Here is a 17949-nt window from a genome sequence, read left to right as displayed (position 1 = left end):
CCTTGTCGAGTGTCAGCGGGGCGTTGCGGCCCGCGGAAGCAGAAGGGGCAGGTAGGCATCGACAGTGCGCTCCACATTGAAGTCCTGGGCGCGCCGACGCACATCGGGAGGAGACTCGTCCAGCAATGTTTGCTCGATGGCGGCCGCCAGGCCTTCTGCATCGCCAACGTCGACGAGCCTGCCCCAACGCCCGCCGGCCAGTATTTCCTCCGGGCCGCTGGGGCAGGCGGTGCTGACCACCGGAGTGCCGCAGGCCATGGCCTCGACGAGCACGTTGCCGAAGCCCTCCCAGCGGGAGCACAACACAAAGGCCGCCGCGCGGCTCATCCACTTGTAGGGATTGGCCTGGAAACCCGCCAGCAAAACGTCCGGGCTGCAGTCCAGCTCGTCGATCAGCGTCTGCAAGGCTGCACGCTGATCTCCCTCGCCGAGGATGACCAGTCGCACCGCTTGCTTCCGATGCAATATGGCGAACGCGCGGATGAGGGTGGGGTAGTCTTTTTCCGGGCTTAGGCGCCCGGCGGCGATCACCACTGGAGGCTGGTTTGGCTCAAACCAGGGATGATCAAGACCTTCCTGGCTTTTTATCGCCAGAGCAGTGGTTTCGATGGGGTTATGACGGGTGTGGATGTGCCTGGGATTGCAGTGCAGTATTGCCGCAAGGTCATGGGCGACGCCGTCCGAGACGGCCACGATGGCATCGGCCTTGGCATACGCGCCGCGCATCAGCCTGGGAAGGCACCAAGCTAGTTTCGGGCGCGAATCGGCTAGAAGGTGGCTCAGGTTGGCGTGCTCAGTCAGCACCAAATGGCAGGGTACGCCCGATAGGCGCCGCGCCCACGAGGCGATGATGTTGACGTAGTTCATGGCCGAGATCAGCGTGGCGGGGCGCTCATAGCGAAGGTAACGCGCAAGCGGCCACAGCGCCTGCAGTGTGCGGCGCACGTCCAGGTTGACGATGCGCACCTTGCGAGACACATCGGTTAGATAGACCCCGGCTTCTCGCGCGAGAACCAAGTCGACATCCAGCCCCTTGGCCGACAGGCCGTTGGCCAAAGAGACCATGACGCGTTCGGCCCCGCCCCCGTGAAGCGAGGGGATGAAAAGCGCCAGACGCCCGGCTGCAGAGCCGACCGTGGCGGGGCAAAGAGGCGACGTCATGTTTTCGGTCGCGCCCAGGATGTTGGCGTTGCCGCTCACGGTTTGTGTGGAAGCCGATGGTTCAGACATTGGTGGCATGGCGAAAATCCCGTTCAAGCACGCGGCGTATGGGCTCCAGCCTGGCCGGCGTTTCTTCCAGCAAGGTGGCGACGATGTCTTGGGGCAAATAGGCGTGGAAGTCGACCGCTGCGATGCAGGCGTGTCGTTTGCCGCAGTATGTGAACATTTGCAGCACCTTCGGATCCCACTCGAAGCCCACCACCGGCACGTCCAGCGCCATGGCGGTAACCGCCGCGTGCATGCGGTAGGCTGCCAGGGCCTGGTAGCTTCCGATGCGTTGGATCAAGTCGGACGATGAACGTACGGAAGTGAAAACGGACAACCCGGGATACTTGGGAGACAACTCCAGCCACAAAAAGCGCGCAAAGGCGTTGTCGACCGCCGAGCCGTTGGAGAAGATTTCGATGCGTTCGGCCCCAACCTCTCGGGCCAATTCTTCGATAAGCGCGTCCCACCACTGGACGGCTTGGCGTGTGTCGCTCATGGGATGATCCGGCGTTACCGTCTTGAGCACCGTCGGTGCGATGACACCCAGGCCCACGGTCTCAGTGCGCCGCACCAATGCATCACAACGATCCAGGTACAGGCCGCTGTCGAAGCCGCATATGATCTTTTGATCGACCTCTTCCTCACCGATTTCCTTTATGAGCGAATAGGTATTGCCGTCACGACAAACGATTGACTCCACACTGTCTGATTGCACGATGCGCGCCATGATTTGTCTTCCAACCCAGCTGTAGCTTTTGCCCGCGCCCACCGAAAAAAGCTTGACCGGCACGCGGCGCCTCTCGCATTGCCGCACGATGCACAGTATCAATAGGGGGAAATTGAGGAAGTTGTCCATAAGCAGATTGCCCCCTCCTATCACCACCTGCCGGTACTCTTCCACCCGGTAGTTCGCGGCGATTCTGCGATAGCGGGTGAAGTAGAACAGCACCGCCACGGCATAGTTGACGACGCTCAACCGCAGTAGGGCTGACTTGATCCGGTGGGGAATCGACTGTGCGGGCGGCCTGTCGTTCGCGGGCGCGATGCCGCTCAAGGAGGGCTCGGCCGCCACTTTGGTAGCGCCGCCGGTGAAATCCCGAAAGGCCGCCGGAAGATGGTATTGCCGGCACAGCTTTTCCATCGCCATCTTGATGATGCCGTCGCCCACATTTCTGGACGAGTATTCGCCGATGAACAGAGTCTGCTTCATTGAGTCGCCTTGGTTGGGACGGGCTGGCAGCCGTTCATGGCCGGGTTTCCGCCAGCTTGTTCGTTGTGTCTTGGCGCCAGGCGCGAAGCTTCTCGCGCAGGAACTGGTAGCCGGCCACCCGGCCGCCGTGGCTGGCCGCCAAGTAGATCAGGGCAAAGCACACACTGCCAACCAGCGCGTGCCACCCCGGCGGCATGGAGGCCGCGTCCAGAAGCCATGCCGTGATCAGGGTGGCAAGTGTTGCTGCTGCCACGGGCTCTGCGATGTCGCGTAATTGGGCCGCCCAGGTGTAGCCGATCAGCCTGGAACCACAATGCATGTAGTACACGCTCGACAACACCGCGGCGATGATCTGGCCGGCTACGATGCCGGTCAGCCCGAAGGGAATCGACGCCGCCAGCAGTAGCAGGTGGATGGCTTTCTTGACAAGGCCGGCGTACAGCGCAAGATCCGTCCTGCCCTTGACTTTCAGCATGTTGAAGTTCACCGTATGAATCGGCAGCAGAATCCCGGCCAGACACAGCAATTGCAGGTAAGGCACGGCAGGCGCCCAGCCGGCATCGAAGGCCAGTTCGAATAAAGGCCGCGCCAGCAGGGCCGCCAAAAGCAGGGCCGGTGCGGTGATGTAGAACAGCAATTGCAGGATGATGCGGTACATTCGAAGCAGCCCTTCCGTTTCGTCCTGCAGTTGCGCCATTGCGGGGTAGGTGGCTTGCTGGACGGCGGAATTGAGCTGATCGACAACAAGGTCGCGTATTCGTTTCGCGAAGTAATACAGGCCGGTGGCCTCGGCGCTGAAAACGCGGCCGATCACCAGCACGTACGAGTTCTCGTACAACACATTCAATGTGCTTTCTATGGTCAGCTTCGAACCGAATCCGAACATCCGCCGAAACGACTGCATGCTGAAGCCCAGGCCCGGACGCTGTGTTGACGATAGCCATAACAAAGCAGTGGATACTGCGGCCGAAGCCATGAATTGCGCGACCAGGCTCCATACGCCCATGCCTGCATAGGCCATGAGCACCGCCAGCGTGCCCGCAATGAGGGTCGCGCTGGAATTGATGCGCATCAGCGACTTGAAGTCCATGGCCCGGTTCATCAGCGACAACTGCACTACCTTGAAGGCATTGATGAACAGCACCAGGCCCATGACGCGGATCAGCGCGATCAATTGTGGCTGCTCGTAGAAAGCAGCCACCCACGGCGCAATGGCAAACAGGGCAATATAGATAACTACGCTGAACGCAAGATTCGTCACAAAAGCGGTAGACAGGTCGACGGCGGCAACGTCTTTTTGCCTGATGATTGCCTGGCCGAACCCTGACGTCATCAGCACGTCGGCCAGGGCGTAGCAAATGGCGATCATGGCCATCAGGCCAAACGCTTCCGGGGCCAGGAAGCGCGCCAGGAACAAGGTGAAGACCACCGACGCGCCGCGGCTCACGATCATATTGGCCAGGTTCCATGCAATGCCGTGGCCGATTCGCTTGCCCAAGCCGTTCATTACTTTGCCCGCGAGCCATATTCGTACTGGGTGTATCGGTAGCTGCCGTACTTGCCGCCATAGCGGCGGCTTGCAGCGGACAGGTCGTTGAAGATGACACCATTGATGCGCGCTCCCGACTGGCGCAACCGCTTTGCGGATTCCTCCAGCTCGCCCAGGGTGGTGACCTCGGCCCGGGCCAGAAGAAATACCGCGCCGGCGTGGGATGCCAGGGCCATGGCGTCCGAGACCGCCAGTATCGGCGTGGTATCCAGCAGCACGACGTCGTAGCGACGCGCCAAAGTTTCCAACGTATCCGGCGCCAAGGGCGAAAGCAGCAGCTCTGCCGGGTTGGGCGGCAGCACGCCCGTAGCGATCAGGTCCACGTTCGGAAGCACGTTGGGGCGGATGGCTTGCTCGACCGTAATCGCTCCGCTGATCAGCTCGCTCAAGCCGTTGGCGCGTTCCTGTCCGAAGTACTGGTGCACATAGCCCTTGCGCAGGTCGGCGTCCACCAGCAGCACGCGTTTGCCGGCGGCGCCAAGGACGACGGCGAAGTTCACACTGGTGAACGACTTGCCTATGCTTGGGGTCGGGCCACTGAACAGCACGATGTTGTTGGGCGCGTCCAGCAGGGCGAACTGCAAGGCTGTGCGAAGGCTGCGCAAGCTTTCAATGGCCGGGTCGCCGGGCGTGGTGGCCGCCAATACATGAGTGCCTTTCCGGCGCTCGTCGATCATGCGGTGCAGCTCGGTCTGCCGTGCCGTGTGTGGCACGGTTGCGAAGACGTGCAAGCCCAGAGCAGACTCTATGTCCGCGGGGTCCTTGATGCCCGGGCGCATCATGTTGCGCAGGAAGGCCGCCCCGACGCCCAGCATCAAGCCCAGCAGCAAGGCCACAGAAAGTATCAGTGGCTTGTTCGGCTTGATGGGCTGGCTGGGCGCGACCGCGATGTCGACCACCCGCACGTTGCCTATCTTGCCTTCCTTGACCAGCCTCAGTTGCTGCGCGCTGTTGAGCAGATTGACGTAAAGCTCGCCGTTGACCTTGACGTCCTGCATGAGCGTCAGCAACTGCTGCTCGAGATTGGGCAGAGCACTGATCTTTTCAGAGACGTCCTCGATTTCCTGCCGGACGGCGGCAATCTGCCTATCCACGACGCGCATTTCCGGATGCTCGGCCGTATACAAGGCGGCCAGCTCGCGCCGCTTCTGCTCAAGGGAGAATAGCTGGGCCTGAAGCTCAACCGAAGTATTCAGGGACAGCGATCCTTCGGTTCCCAGATCGAAGGTGCCGTGTTCATCACGAAAAGCGGTGTAGCGGTCTGCCGCCTCGTCCATTTTGGATTTAAGTTCCGGCAGGAAATCGTCCAGGAAGGCCAGCGACTTCTCGGCCTCCGCGGCCTTGCGTTCAATATTCTGTTCAACGTAGGCTTGGCCGATGGCATTGAGGATGCGCGTAATGCGCTGGGGGTCTGTTCCGGTTATGACGGCTGACAGCACGCCCGACTGCTTGCCTTTTTCGCTGATCTCCAGCGAACCCTGCAAACTCTTGATCATGGAGATGCGAGATTGGCGTGTGACGACAAACCGGGCGCCTTGCCTCGCCTTCAATTCGGCGATGCGTATTTGCCCAACATCGCCTTCGAGCTCGAATGAAACAAGCTCGCCAACTTTACCCCGGGCAAGCTCCCGGCCCTCGGGTCCGTGCACGGCATAGCCATCCGGTGTGGCGATTAGAGTCAGGCTGACGCCTTCAAGATGCGCGGGCAGGTCCAGGCGGTCAAGGCGGATGGACTCGGCGCCCCAGACATAGCCTTTGAAGCCCGGCAGGCTAGGGTCGGATAGCTTGTCTGATCGTGAAGCCAGCCATCTTCCCACCAGCGGCAGGTACTCGGGGCGCGCGTTCAGGTGCAACCTCAGATCATCCACCGCCCGGCCGATCACGAGTCGAGAGCGGAGTATTTCGATTTCAGCCGAGGCGGGCGATTGGACGTTGAACAGAGCCGCCATTTCGCTTAGTGCGTTATTGGCCGCAGTGTCGTTCTGTTCGACCTGGATAAGGCTGTCGGCCTGATAGATCGGCCTTGCCAGGAAGGCATACAAGATGCCGAAGAACAGGGTGGCCGCAGTAATGCCCGCGATCAGCCAGCGTGAAGCGATCACGACATCGAGCAGTCCCATCAGGTCCATTTCGTCCCTGTCCTGCTGTTCGGACAAGCTGGGCGGTGTGTCTTTATTAGTTGGATTCATAAGGAGCTTTGCTGGTCATCCGATTCGGCGGATGCGCCGCACCCAGTTGTCGATGCCGCTTTGGATAGCGGCGTGAGCCTGCTCAAAGGCTTCACGCGGTCGTCGGTACGGGTCGGCTATTTCCAAGAGCTTGCCGTCTTGCGTCTCCCCCAAGCAGCGGATTTTTCCGCGCGCGAGAGGGTAACGTGTGGCAAGTTCGCGTTGCTGATGGCTTTCCATCACCAGGATGAGATCGGCGTCCGAACACATGGATTCGGTGACTTGCCGGGCGCGATGGCCCGACAAGTCCAGCCCCTGCGCCAGTGCGATCTCCTGGGCCGTGGCATGTGCAGGCCTTCCAACCAAGGCCGAGATACCCGCCGAGTGAACGGCCTTATCAGGAAAGTGGCGCTTGAGCAGCGCCGCGGCGACCGGGCTGCGACATATGTTGCCAATGCAAACGAGCAGGATGGTATTCATGTCAGCGGTAAGAATTTCGGGTATTGATGAACAGCGAGTTGTAGCTGGGCAGCAGATTGCTCACGAAGCGGTTCCACCGCACAACCGGCGCCGGGTCTACGTACACGACGTCCCTTGGTTGCAGTTGGAAGTCATTGGCCAGCACGAAGGCTGTCGGCGAGCTTGCGTCCAGGTGATAGATTTCCGGCAGGGCGTTCTCCCCGCCCAGTTCATGAGGCAACTTGCGAACCACGTAGATCTGGCCCGGATTCGATGTCCAGGGATCGGGTCCGCCCACCTCGCCCAGCGCTTCAGTGAGGGATAGGCGGCCGTCATGCAGCGGCAGCGCACGAGGTGTCCATACTTCGCCCATGACGAATACCTGCGACTCGTCCTCGTTGCGCACGCGAAGCAGGTCGCCGTTGGCAAGTAGAATCCGGTTGGGGTTGACGCCCTGGCGGGTCAGCTTGGGCATGTTGATCTGAATGGTCTGGTCGTCGCGGGTCAGCTCCAGTGATGAACGGTCAGCCTCGGGGCTGAAGCCGCCCGCCCGGTTGATGGCCTCGGGCAGCGTCATGGGGATGTCGTCCAGGGTTTGCAAGCCCGGTACCCTGACCTCTCCGTCCACATAAACGCGTCCATTGCGGTAAGCCTGGACGCGCACCGTGATCTGAGGCTCATGGACGAATTTGGCCAGCCGACGAGTCAATAGCTCTCGCGCCTCGTTTTCGGTAAGGCCGGCGATCTTGATCGGACCGATGAAGGGAAACTGGATCGTGCCGTCCGGGTTCACGTTGTAGCCGTTGCCCACGTCCGCCTGGGTCGTCGACCCCATGCTGCGGTTGGAAGTGGCCGGGGTCAGCCCCAGTTCGGGGTGGCCCCACACGACGATGTTGACAATGTCGTTGCGTCCGATGCGATAGGCCGTGCCGGTTCCGAACAGGCCCTTGACCTCTTCATCCACTCCGTCTGTCGCAGCTTCGCGTTGCCGAAGGATGACTTCCGAGGTGATGGGAGTCAGCGCGCCGGCGGGGGCCGTATCCGCCACCGCGTTTTCCTGGCCTTGGTCGAGGCTCATGCGCATGCCGGGCGCCATGGCGCAGGCCGATAGCAACAGCGCGACAGCAAGGACCGCCACGATGGATCGTGGCGCGGCAGGTGATACGTTCTCGGAATTCGATGTCGTCATCAATAAATGAGTACAGGAATGGGAAAAATGGAAGCGGCGCGCGGCCGGGGCGCAAAAGCGTTGGACAATGGCTACCGCAATGTTTGTTGCTTGAAGGCATCAAACATGAAGAGCGTGCCGCGCCCGTGCGGCGAATCTGATTGTGCGCGCCGCGCCTGGCGGCGCAGGGGTCAGGCGATCTCCACCTGCTGGTGCTCGACCGCGATCGATTGCCGGCGCCCCAGAAGCGCTAGCAATACAACAACCCGTTTAGATGACACGTCCTGAACCAGGCCCTCGAGGCCCTCCAGGCCGTTGTCTTTGAGCCGCACCCGCCGGCCCGGCTGGATGGCGCCTAATATGTGTGGCTCGGCGCGATTACGCCAGTCTTCGTATTGCCGAATGGAATCCAGGCTGGAGTCCGGCATGGCCGCCAGCTCATCGCCGAACGACACCAGCGATTGGATACCCCGTGTAGAGCGCAGTGGCGCAACAGACTGCCCGGGACGAGAAGGCTGTACGAACAGATACCGGGGAAACATGGGTTCGCAGTGCTCGGCCGTCTGGCCGGCGCGCTTCACTATCCGGTACATGGGCAGATAGGTCTGAAAGCCTTGTCGCCGGGCATTGGCCTGCGCGATGCTTTCTTGGCGTGCCTTCGTGTAGGCCACGAACCAGGGCTGCGGGTGATTGTGTGCCCGCAGCCCTTTTGTAGATTCGGAATCTAGACTCTCCATCGGTACTGTGTCCTCCTTGCGTATGCCTGCTCTGCCCGGGGAACCGGTAGAGCAAGGAACAATTTATCATCGCGATTTGAGTTGCCTGTAACAAACAGCGTGCCTTTACAACGGAAAAGGGCGTGGCTCGCTGTCGCGAGCTTAAGAAGGCCGAGGAAATGCTTCCCGTCTATATGACACGAATGAGAGCGGTGGAAGAAGAGCTTGTTACCTGACGTGGTCTGGTGTGCAGGCATTTTCGTCAGAGGACGGAAAAGCGATGCGGCCAGCGGTGAACGCGGTTCAGGACGTTTCGCGCCAGCTATCCTGGCGGGCCCCAGGAAGGCTTCATGTGACACTTGGCGTATGGTATTCTTTGCAAAAGCAACGATATGTCACGCGCTGGCAAGAACGTGTCGCGTTGTTGTCTTTAAAAGAAGGACGCCGGCTAGCGGCCGCTGGTTGCGTATTGTTGCGCACGCTAGGCTTTGGTAGTGGCGTTCCGCAAAGTCATTCAAGGCAAGTGGCCGGTCATGCTCATCAGCTCCAAGTCTTTTTATTTTTCTTACCCAGGGTTCAGGGGATTCATGCGCGCGCGAGTCATGCGTTTCACGCTACATTTTCTGGTCGGCCTCGCGTTGGGGGTGTTCCTTTTGCCCGAGAGCGCATCCCTGGTGCTGGCCTTGGCCGTCGCCGCAGCAGCAGCCAAGGCGTTCTACGACTATCTCAGGCAAGGGGTCGACCTGCTCGCCTGTGTCGGCATTGTTGCCGGCGCTCTTGTGGTCTTGCTGGCCACCATCTGACCGCAGCGGCGCTTGCAGTGTCACGCCGTGCCCTGTACCCAGGTTTGGAAACGTCAGTTCTCGTCGGTGTCGGACTGTTCTGATTCTTCTATAAAGGTCGCAAGAAGCTGGCGCGCCAGTTCGACCTGGTCTTCTCTAACCATCAATACCTGTGCATTAAGGCCGCTTGTGACCGGGCCAGGATACATTGTGCTGAATGCCGCGCCCTGCATGACGAAATCAATGTCGTAAGCCTGCATCATGGCGGTTAGGACCGAGGCCTCGGAGTCTGACCGAGGGGAGTAGATGGGTGTCATTTCCATGGTTTTCTCCTGGGGCTGCCGCAACGGAACCCGTGCCCCATCTTAGCTTGCGGAAGGCACTGTGTGTTGTTCAGTTTATCTTCAGCCTGGCAAGATGGAGGAAAACCCTTGGCTGCCCGGGTGTGTCTTGAATCTGACGGGGTAAACGGCTTTAATCAGTGAAATCAAATTAGAGCCGGCCGCCAACCGCGCGGTCCACAAAAACAGGAGAAAGACATGGCATTTTCATTTCCCGATCAGAATGGTCTGCGCTACGTGGGCGAAGACTTGGGCTTGGAGTTGACCCAGGCCGAGGTCGAAAGCTATCACGAGTACCTTAAAGAACTGACGCCGGCATTTCGAATGATAGAAAAGCTGCCCGACCTGCCGCCGGCGGTGAAATATCCGCGAACACCGGGCTATCGTCCAGAAGGCGCCGACAACCCACACAATGCGTGGTACTACAAGACCAGCATCAAGGGGGCTCCGCGCGGCAAATTGCGGGGCAAGCGTATCGCCGTCAAGGACAACGTGTTCGTTGCGGGCGTACCGCTTACCAACGGCGCTTCAGTGCTCGAGGGTTTTGTGCCTGATACCGATGCCACCATCGTCACGCGCATGCTGGATGCCGGTGCAGAAATCGCCGGCAAGTCGGTTTGCGAATACCTGTGCTTTGCCACCAATAGCGCCACAGCCAACACCGGCCCGGTCGATAATCCACGGGCGCCTGGCCACACCACAGGCGGGTCCAGCAACGGCAGTGCGGCATTGGTCGCCGCCCACGCGGTCGACATGGCCATTGGGGCCGACCAGGCCGGGTCCATCCGCATGCCGGCGTCGTTTTGCGGCATCGTGGGGCATAAACCCACGTACGGCCTGGTGCCGTACACCGGCGCATTGGGCATCGAATATTCATTCGATCACCTTGGCCCCATGGCTGATACGGTCGAAGAGTGTGCTTTGCTGCTTGAAGTCATCGCCGGCGACGACGGTATTGATGGCCGCCAAAAAGGGGTGCGTACCCAGCCCTATACCAAGGCGCTGGGCAAAGGCGTAAAAGGCATGCGCATAGGGGTGGTGCAAGAAGGCTTCGGCCGTCCCGAGTCCGAAGATGGCGTCGATCAGGCTGTGCGCGAGGCGGCCAAGCGTCTGCAGAAGGAGGGCGCCACGGTCGATCTGGTTTCCATTCCCTGGCACAACATTGGCTCGGCCTTGTGGCTGCCCATCGGCATTGAAGGCTCGTACCAGAATCTGGTGCACGCCAACGGGATAAGTTATGGGACGCTGGGCGAATACTCATTGTCTTATATGCGTGCCATTTCGGGCTGGCAAAACCACGCCAACGAGCTTGCGCCCACCATCAAGGGCAGCTTGCTAACCGGCGAGGTGCTTAAGCGTCACGGAGGCAGGCTGTACGCCAAGGCGCGCAATCTCGTGCGCCGGCTGCGCACTGAGTACGACACCTGGCTTGAGCAGTACGACGTGCTGATCATGCCTACCACCCCCATGACTGCAACCGAGTTGGTCTTTGAAGACGCTTCGCCCAAAGATATTCTGCACGCAAGCTGGGGCCCGCTCAACAATACCTGCCCCTTCGACCTTACCGGACACCCGGCCATTTCGGTGTGCGGCGGCATATCTGACGGCAAGCCTGTGGGGCTGATGATTATCGGCCGTCATTTTGAAGACGCCACCGTATTCCAGGTGGCCGACGTTGCGCATCAGCAGCAAAAATAGTGTCGATCAAACGGCGGCAATAGCGTGCCGCCGACAGCAAAAAGGGAATCGCGCTGATTCCCTTTTTTGCCGTGAGCCGAGAAATTGTACCCGCGACGCAGTTTTTGACGCCGACTTTGAGCCTTATCCGCTGAAAAGTTCTGCCGGCAAATGCTTCATGGCCTCGTAGGTCATGCCTATGTGTTCCGACAGTACCTTGCAGGCGGTGTCGGCATCATGTGCCAGCGCGGCGTCGAGTATGGCCTGGTGTTCACTGTGGACGTCGCGGGGTATGGGCTTGCGCATGATGGCCAGACGGCGGTAGCGTTCGGCCTGTTGGTAGAGTATGCCCAGGAAATGACGTATCCACGGCGAGGCGCACGCGCTGATCAACGCCTGGTGAAACTCGCGGTTGCGTTCTTCCCATTCGTCAAAATAGCCTTCTTGCTGTCCGTCAATGCGCTTTTCGGCACGGTCAAGCCTATGAAAGGCGGCGACCAACCGGCTTTCCCACACATCGTCCCCGTTCTGCATGGATTGCCGCAAAGCTTCACATTCGAGCAAGATGCGAGTTTGGGTGATGTCGTGGAAGTCGGCCAGCGACATGGGCTTGACGTGGAAGCCACGCTGATCCTGGGCTACGACCAGGGCATCTGAGACCAGCAAGGCGAGTGCTTCGCGCAGCGTGCCGGCTCCTACCCCATAAGAGTCTTTCAAGTGCTCGACCCTGAGTTTCGTGCCCGGAGAAAGGCGGCCTTCAATGATGTCGCGCCGCAGGCTGCGGTAGGCTGTGCCGACAAGAGTCTTGCCGACGCCCCCGTTCCCGGGGGCGGGTTCGACATCAATCGGTAAAGACGTGGCGGATTCTACTGGACGATCCATAGGCCGTATCAAGGAAAAATTCTCGTTCACCTATTCTACATGATTGCTCGACTTTATTTATATTTTAAATAAATCTCGATAAAAACTATTGACGCCGATATTTTGTGCAATTATCCTAGAACCTAAATAGTCGAGGCGGGTTGTTCCAGTCGCTACACGCAAGGAGACGACATTGATACATTTGCACGATATTCGCTACGTCAGGCTGGGCACGTCCGATCTTGATGCCGCAGTACGGTATGCAACCGACCTCTTGGGTCTAGAGGTGGCGCGCCGGGACGGTAATGCTGTCTACATGCGCTCTGACAGCCGTGATCACACCTTGTGCTATTTCGAGGGCGATCCAGGCGACCACACTGCGGCGTTTGAAGTGGACACGGCCGCAGAACTCGACAACGCGGCGGCGGTGCTCGAAGCGAAGGGGTACAAGGTTACCCAAGGCACGGCGCAGGAAGCCGAGCAGCGCTATGTCCGCGAGTTCATCAATTTCAAAGATCCATCCGGCAACAGCATCGATCTGGTTCACGCGCCGCACCATAGCGGGCGCCGGTATTTTCCATCGCGAGATGCCGGCATCACGGGCTTTAGCCACATAGGGTTGCGCACGCTTGACGGCCGCCGCGACGAAGCTTTCTGGACGGGGCTGCTCGGCGCGAAAGTAAGCGATCGCATCGGCGAAGCCCCTTTGCTGCGTATTGACGAGGTGCATCACAAGATTGCGCTGTTTCCGTCCACTTATCCGGGCGTCCAGCATATTAATCACCAAGTGGAAAGCATCGACGACATTATGCGTGCTTACTACATCATGCTCGAACGGAACATACCCATCAAATTCGGTCCGGGCCGTCATCCGACATCCGGGGCGATGTTCCTCTATTTCGAGGGGCCCGACGGGATGATTTACGAATACTCCACAGGGGTGCGCCTTATAACCGAGGAAGACGAAAAAACCTATCGCCCGCGAGCATTTCCGGCCATTCCCTCGTCTTTTTGCATGTGGGGCTCCAAGCCCGACATCCCGGAGTTCAAGACGTGAGCGACATACTTGCTATGCCGGTCGCTTCCGCCGCCCAGCAGCAGATCGTGCGCCAGGCGGCGCGGGCGCTGGCTCGCGCCAATCTGGTCCATGCATATGGGCATTGCAGTCTGCGGCTGGACGAGCGTCATTTCCTGGTTTGCGCCGCCAAACCCATGGGCCTTATCGACGACAACGATAACGGAACAGTGGTGGCCATCGACGGCGAACTTCCCCAGGGCGTGTTGGGCGAAGTCCGCATACATCAAGAAATCTATCGGCGTCGGCCGGATGTGGCCGGTGTGGTGCGCAGCATGCCGCGCGACGCCATGACGCTGTCCGCCGCCGGCATCACTCCCGCCGCGCGGCACGGAATAGGCGCGTATTTTTCGCCGTCAGTGCCGCTGTGGAACGACATTCAATTGATACGCAGCCGGCAGCAGGCCGAGGGCGTGGCCCAGATCATGGGCGAGTCGCCCGCGGTGGTCATGCGCGGTAACGGTGCCGTGGTGGCCGCAGAATCACTCGAAAAAGCCGTGGCGCTTACCTGGTATCTCGAGGACGCCGCGCGCATCGAACTGAATTTACGCTGCGCCGGCCTGGCTTCGAACGACGGCGTCATAAAACATCAGGCCGCACAACAAAGAGCCACTAGCGCAGGGCGCATCTTTGAACGCATGTGGGAATACTTAATTGCCGGCGATGTCGCATCGACCGGCACAATTAACAAAAGAGAGCACTCATGAAAGATTTCAAGAATTTCATCAATGGCCAGTGGGTCGATTCGAATAAAACCTTCGAGAACCGCAATCCAGTGGATAACAGCCTGCTCGGCCTGGTGCATGAAGCCTCCGCCAAGCATGTGGATGAGGCCGTGCGTGCGGCGCGCGCCGCACTTAGCCCCTGGGCGCAGCTAAAGGTGCAGCAGCGCGTTGACCTGTTGCACGCGCTGGTCGACGGCATCGAGCGCCGCTTCGAAGATTTTCTTGATGCCGAGATCAAAGACACCGGCAAGCCTCACGTTTTGGCCAGCCATGTCGACATTCCGCGCGGCGCCGCCAACTTCAAGGTTTTTGCAGATCTGATCCGCAACATCCCCACCGAAACCTTCCCCATGGATACACCGGACGGCGGTCAAGCCCTGAACTACGGCGTTCGCGTGCCCCGCGGCGTAATTGGCGTGATCTGCCCCTGGAACCTGCCGCTGTTGCTCATGACCTGGAAGGTGGGGCCGGCGCTGGCCTGCGGAAATACCGTGGTGGTGAAGCCTTCTGAAGAAACCCCGGCCACTGCCACCTTGCTGGGCGAGGTCATGAATGAGGTCGGCATACCGGCCGGCGTCTATAACGTGGTGCATGGTTTCGGCCCCAACTCGGCAGGCCAGTTCCTTACCGAGCACCCCGACGTCGACGGCATTACATTCACAGGCGAAACCGGTACCGGCGAAATCATCATGAAGGCTGCAGCCAAGGGCGTGCGTCCCGTTTCGTTTGAGTTGGGCGGCAAGAACCCTGGAATCGTATTTGCCGATGCCGATTTCGACAAAGCTGTAGCCGGCATCACCCGCTCGGCATTCGAAAACACCGGCCAGGTTTGTCTGGGCACTGAACGAGTTTATGTGCAGCGCCCCATATTCGAGCGCTTTGTCGCCGCCCTCAAGGAAAAGGCCGAAGCCTTCAAACTGGGCAACCCCCGAGACGAGGGCATGAACTTCGGGCCGCTCGTTTCCCTCACCCACCGCGAGAAGGTGCTTAGCTACTACGAGAAAGCGCGTGCCGAGGGTGCAAACATTGTTACCGGCGGCGGCGTGCCCGACATGCCGGCTCCCATGGATCAAGGCGCGTGGGTGCAACCCACGATCTGGACAGGCCTGCCCGAAAACTCGCCCGTGATACGTGAAGAGATCTTCGGCCCCTGCTGCCACATTGCGCCATTCGATACCGAAGAAGAAGTCATTGCCATGGCCAACGACACCTCCTATGGGCTTGCGGCCACGGTATGGACCCAAGACCTTGGCAAGGCGCATCGCTTGGGAGCAGCCCTGAACGTCGGTCTGTGCTGGATCAACTCGTGGTTCCTGCGCGACCTGCGCACCTCGTTCGGCGGAGCCAAGCAGTCGGGCATCGGCCGTGAAGGCGGAGTGCACTCGATGGAGTTTTATACTGAACTTCGCAACGTGTGCATTAAGCTTTAAGCCATAGGAAAACCATGAACCAGCAAAAAATACAGCAATACGGTGATGCTCTTTTCGAAGCCTTGGTCTCGCGTCAGGCGATTGACCCGCTAACCGCCACCGAGCCTGACATCACCATCCAAGACGCATACCATATTCAATTGCGCATGATCGAACGCCGCCTGCAGGATGGCTCCGAACAGGTCATTGGCAAGAAGATCGGTGTCACCAGCAGGGCGGTGATGGACATGCTCAAGGTCGATCAGCCCGATTTCGGCCATCTTACGTCGTCGATGGTGTTTGGCGACGGCGCCGCCATCGAAGCCGGCTCGCTCATCGCGCCCAAGGCCGAGGGCGAGATCGCCTTCATCCTGAAGCACGACCTGACCGGCCCGGGCGTCACCAATGCCGATGTGCTTCGCGCCACCGACTACGTGCTGCCGTGCTTCGAGATCGTCGATTCCCGTATCCGCGACTGGAAAATCCGTATCCAGGATACGGTGGCAGACAATGCGTCTGCCGGTGTTTTCGTGCTGGGCGACGCGGCTGCCGACCCACGCAAGATCGATCTGGCACTGGTTGGCATGACGCTGGAAAAGAACGGCGACATCGTCGCCACCGGCGCCGGCGCCGCAGCCCTGGGCCATCCGCTTAACGCGGTGGCGTGGCTGGCCAATACCATGGGCGAGCTGGGCATGTCTTTGCGCGCCGGCGAGGTGATCTTGTCGGGATCGCTTGCCGCGATGGTGCCGGTGCAAGCCGGCGATAATCTGCGGGTCAGCCTTGGCGGCATAGGCTCGGTCGGTGTACGGTTTATTTAAGGATACGAACAATGGCGCTCGATAAGGCAACCATTCAAAAGCTGGCCGTCCATCTGGACGAAGCCGAAATGCAGTGCAAAGAAGTCGTCAAGATCACCGACGACTATCCAGATATGGATTGGGACGATGCCTATGCGGTGCAAGATGCGCTGCGGGCCATAAAAACTTCGCGCGGTGTGCGCATAACCGGGCTCAAGATGGGCCTTACCTCGCACGCCAAAATGAAGCAGATGGGCGTGGTGGACCCGGTGCGCGGCTTCCTGACAGACTACGGCATGATCGCCGACGGCGGCGAATGCGACACCTCTACGCTGATCCATCCCAAAATCGAGGCGGAAATCGCTTTCGTCACGAATAAGCCCCTGAAAGGGCCGGGCTGCCACATTGGCGCGGTGCTGGCGGCAACCGATTTCATCTTGCCCGGGCTCGAAATCATCGACTCGCGCTATAAAGATTTCAAGTTCGACCTGAAAAGCGTTGTGGCGGACAACACCTCGGCGGCACGTTATGTGGTGGGCGGCAACGCGCGCAGCGCCATGGGCATCGATCTCAAGAACCTGGGCGTCGTCATGGAGAAGAACGGCGAGGTCGTGGCAACGGCCGCCGGCTCTGCCGTGGTGGGACACCCGGCGCAAAGCGTCGCGATGCTGGCCAACATGCTGGGTGCGCGCGGCGAAGAAATTCCGGCGGGCACACTGATTCTTACCGGCGGGGTCACCGAAGCGGTGGCTGTAGACAAAGGCGACAACATCACAGTGCGCTACCAGCACCTGGGCTCGCTTTCATTGCGGTTCGTGTAGCGGTCTCGCACATCGACAAAGGAAACTGACATGACACAAGCTGGCAAAATCAAGGTGGGCATCATCGGTTCGGGCAATATTGGCACCGATCTCATGATCAAGGTGCTGCGCCAGAGCAAGGGCCTGGAAATGGCCGCAATGGTTGGCATTGATCCGAAGTCCGATGGCCTGGCTCGCGCTGCGCGCATGAATGTGCCGACCACGGCAGAAGGTATTGAAGGGCTGGTGGCGATGCCCGGGTTTTCGGATATTCGCATTGTGTTCGACGCCACCTCGGCGGGGGCGCACGAACACCATAACGCCATATTGCAAGAGCACGGCGTGCAGGTCATCGACCTGACCCCGGCAGCCATCGGGCCCTATGTAATTCCCTCCATCAACCTCGACGAAAAGCTTGACGCGCCCAATATCAACATGGTTACCTGCGGCGGCCAAGCCACCATACCCATGGTCAAGGCCGTATCCAATGTGGCCAAGGTGCACTACGCGGAAATCGTCGCTTCCATTTCCAGCTGCTCGGCCGGCCCGGGCACGCGCGCCAATATTGACGAGTTCACCGAAACCACGTCAAAGGCCATTCAGGTGTTGGGCGGCGCCACGCGCGGCAAGGCCATCATCATTCTTAACCCCGCCGAGCCCCCGCTGATCATGCGTGACACCATCTTTACGCTGTCTGATCCGGCCGACCAGGACGCTGTTCGCGAAAGCGTCGAAGCCATGGTGCAAGAGGTTCAACGTTATGTGCCGGGGTATCGCCTCAAGCAGGAAGTGCAGTTCGATCTTTACGACGAAAGTTCGCCGCTTAACGTTCCTGGCCTGGGCAAGGTGACCGGCCTTAAAACGTCCATCTACCTCGAGGTCGAGGGCGCAGCGCATTATCTTCCCGCCTACGCGGGCAACCTCGACATCATGACCTCGGCAGCGATGGCATGCGCAGAGCGCCTGGCCGAGACCCGCATGAGCGGCATGGCCGTCTAAG

Annotated in this window: 17 protein-coding genes; 8 read left to right on the top strand and 9 right to left on the bottom strand. The window is 59.8% G+C overall.

The genetic code is table 11. The annotated features are described in order from the left end of the window. Window positions 1–12: 12 nt before the first annotated feature. The 7 genes from ACIY1O_RS03590 to ACIY1O_RS03560 form a co-directional block, all read right to left on the bottom strand. A complete protein-coding gene (locus ACIY1O_RS03590; protein WP_397473708.1) occupies window positions 13–1239 on the bottom strand; it encodes a glycosyltransferase in 1227 nt (408 codons plus the stop codon). Next, window positions 1223–2419 (bottom strand): polysaccharide pyruvyl transferase family protein, encoded by a 1197-nt coding sequence (locus ACIY1O_RS03585; RefSeq protein WP_397473707.1) that lies wholly within the window; start codon window positions 2417–2419, stop codon window positions 1223–1225. Before ACIY1O_RS03585 ends, ACIY1O_RS03590 begins: the two co-directional genes overlap by 17 nt. Before the next feature lie 34 nt (window positions 2420–2453). Further along, window positions 2454–3926 (bottom strand): lipopolysaccharide biosynthesis protein, encoded by a 1473-nt coding sequence (locus ACIY1O_RS03580; RefSeq protein WP_397473706.1) that lies wholly within the window; start codon window positions 3924–3926, stop codon window positions 2454–2456. Beyond that, entirely contained in the window at window positions 3926–6157 is a 2232-nt protein-coding gene (locus ACIY1O_RS03575; RefSeq protein WP_397473705.1) for a polysaccharide biosynthesis tyrosine autokinase, read from the bottom strand. Before ACIY1O_RS03575 ends, ACIY1O_RS03580 begins: the two co-directional genes overlap by 1 nt. 15 nt (window positions 6158–6172) lie before the next feature. Then, window positions 6173–6616, bottom strand: a complete 444-nt coding sequence (locus ACIY1O_RS03570) for a low molecular weight protein-tyrosine-phosphatase (RefSeq protein WP_397473704.1) — start codon at window positions 6614–6616, stop codon at window positions 6173–6175. A 1-nt stretch (window position 6617) separates the two neighbouring features. Beyond that, on the bottom strand, window positions 6618–7784 hold the full coding sequence (locus tag ACIY1O_RS03565) for a polysaccharide biosynthesis/export family protein (protein ID WP_397473703.1): 1167 nt from the start codon (window positions 7782–7784) through the stop codon (window positions 6618–6620). A 170-nt stretch (window positions 7785–7954) separates the two neighbouring features. After that, the gene (locus ACIY1O_RS03560) at window positions 7955–8500 is read right to left on the bottom strand and encodes a transcriptional activator RfaH (RefSeq protein WP_397473702.1); all 546 of its coding nucleotides are present in this window, start codon (window positions 8498–8500) and stop codon (window positions 7955–7957) included. A 473-nt stretch (window positions 8501–8973) separates the two neighbouring features. Here ACIY1O_RS03560 and ACIY1O_RS03555 point away from each other — a divergent pair, with 473 nt between their 5' ends. After that, window positions 8974–9282: a hypothetical protein gene (locus ACIY1O_RS03555; RefSeq protein WP_397473701.1), complete on the top strand. Its 309-nt coding sequence runs from the start codon at window positions 8974–8976 to the stop codon at window positions 9280–9282. A 53-nt stretch (window positions 9283–9335) separates the two neighbouring features. Here ACIY1O_RS03555 and ACIY1O_RS03550 read toward each other — a convergent pair whose 3' ends face one another. Further along, a complete protein-coding gene (locus tag ACIY1O_RS03550) occupies window positions 9336–9584 on the bottom strand; it encodes a hypothetical protein (protein ID WP_397473700.1) in 249 nt (82 codons plus the stop codon). Between the two features lie 216 nt (window positions 9585–9800). Here ACIY1O_RS03550 and ACIY1O_RS03545 point away from each other — a divergent pair, with 216 nt between their 5' ends. Next, complete coding sequence (locus tag ACIY1O_RS03545; RefSeq protein ID WP_397473699.1) at window positions 9801–11300, top strand: amidase; 1500 nt, start codon at window positions 9801–9803, stop codon at window positions 11298–11300. A gap of 123 nt (window positions 11301–11423) precedes the next feature. On the opposite strand, the gene ACIY1O_RS03540 is transcribed toward ACIY1O_RS03545, so the two are convergent. Continuing rightward, window positions 11424–12161, bottom strand: coding sequence for a GntR family transcriptional regulator (locus tag ACIY1O_RS03540; protein ID WP_397473698.1), 738 nt, complete (start codon window positions 12159–12161; stop codon window positions 11424–11426). Window positions 12162–12333: 172 nt separating this feature from the next. On the opposite strand from ACIY1O_RS03540, the gene ACIY1O_RS03535 reads away from it, so the two are divergent. The 6 genes from ACIY1O_RS03535 to ACIY1O_RS03510 are packed head-to-tail and all read left to right on the top strand — an operon-like array spanning window position 12334 to window position 17948. Then, the gene (locus ACIY1O_RS03535; protein WP_397473697.1) at window positions 12334–13197 is read left to right on the top strand and encodes a VOC family protein; all 864 of its coding nucleotides are present in this window, start codon (window positions 12334–12336) and stop codon (window positions 13195–13197) included. A 14-nt stretch (window positions 13198–13211) separates the two neighbouring features. Further along, the gene (locus ACIY1O_RS03530) at window positions 13212–13922 is read left to right on the top strand and encodes a class II aldolase/adducin family protein (RefSeq protein WP_397473786.1); all 711 of its coding nucleotides are present in this window, start codon (window positions 13212–13214) and stop codon (window positions 13920–13922) included. After that, complete coding sequence (locus tag ACIY1O_RS03525; RefSeq protein WP_397473696.1) at window positions 13919–15370, top strand: 2-hydroxymuconic semialdehyde dehydrogenase; 1452 nt, start codon at window positions 13919–13921, stop codon at window positions 15368–15370. The genes ACIY1O_RS03530 and ACIY1O_RS03525 overlap by 4 nt, the downstream gene beginning before the upstream one ends. 14 nt (window positions 15371–15384) lie before the next feature. Next, window positions 15385–16170, top strand: a complete 786-nt coding sequence (dmpE, locus tag ACIY1O_RS03520) for a 2-oxopent-4-enoate hydratase (protein ID WP_397473695.1) — start codon at window positions 15385–15387, stop codon at window positions 16168–16170. 11 nt (window positions 16171–16181) lie between these two features. After that, a complete protein-coding gene (gene dmpH, locus ACIY1O_RS03515) occupies window positions 16182–16970 on the top strand; it encodes a 2-oxo-3-hexenedioate decarboxylase (RefSeq protein ID WP_397473694.1) in 789 nt (262 codons plus the stop codon). A gap of 30 nt (window positions 16971–17000) precedes the next feature. Beyond that, window positions 17001–17948 carry an acetaldehyde dehydrogenase (acetylating) gene (locus tag ACIY1O_RS03510; RefSeq protein WP_397473693.1) on the top strand — a complete coding sequence of 316 codons (948 nt, stop codon included), beginning with the start codon at window positions 17001–17003 and terminating at the stop codon, window positions 17946–17948. Window position 17949 lies beyond the last annotated feature (1 nt).

This window comes from Pusillimonas sp., assembly GCF_044464525.1.
Classification (GTDB): Bacteria; Pseudomonadota; Gammaproteobacteria; order Burkholderiales; family Burkholderiaceae_B; genus Pusillimonas.
This window is presented reverse-complemented; position numbering and strand designations above follow the sequence as displayed.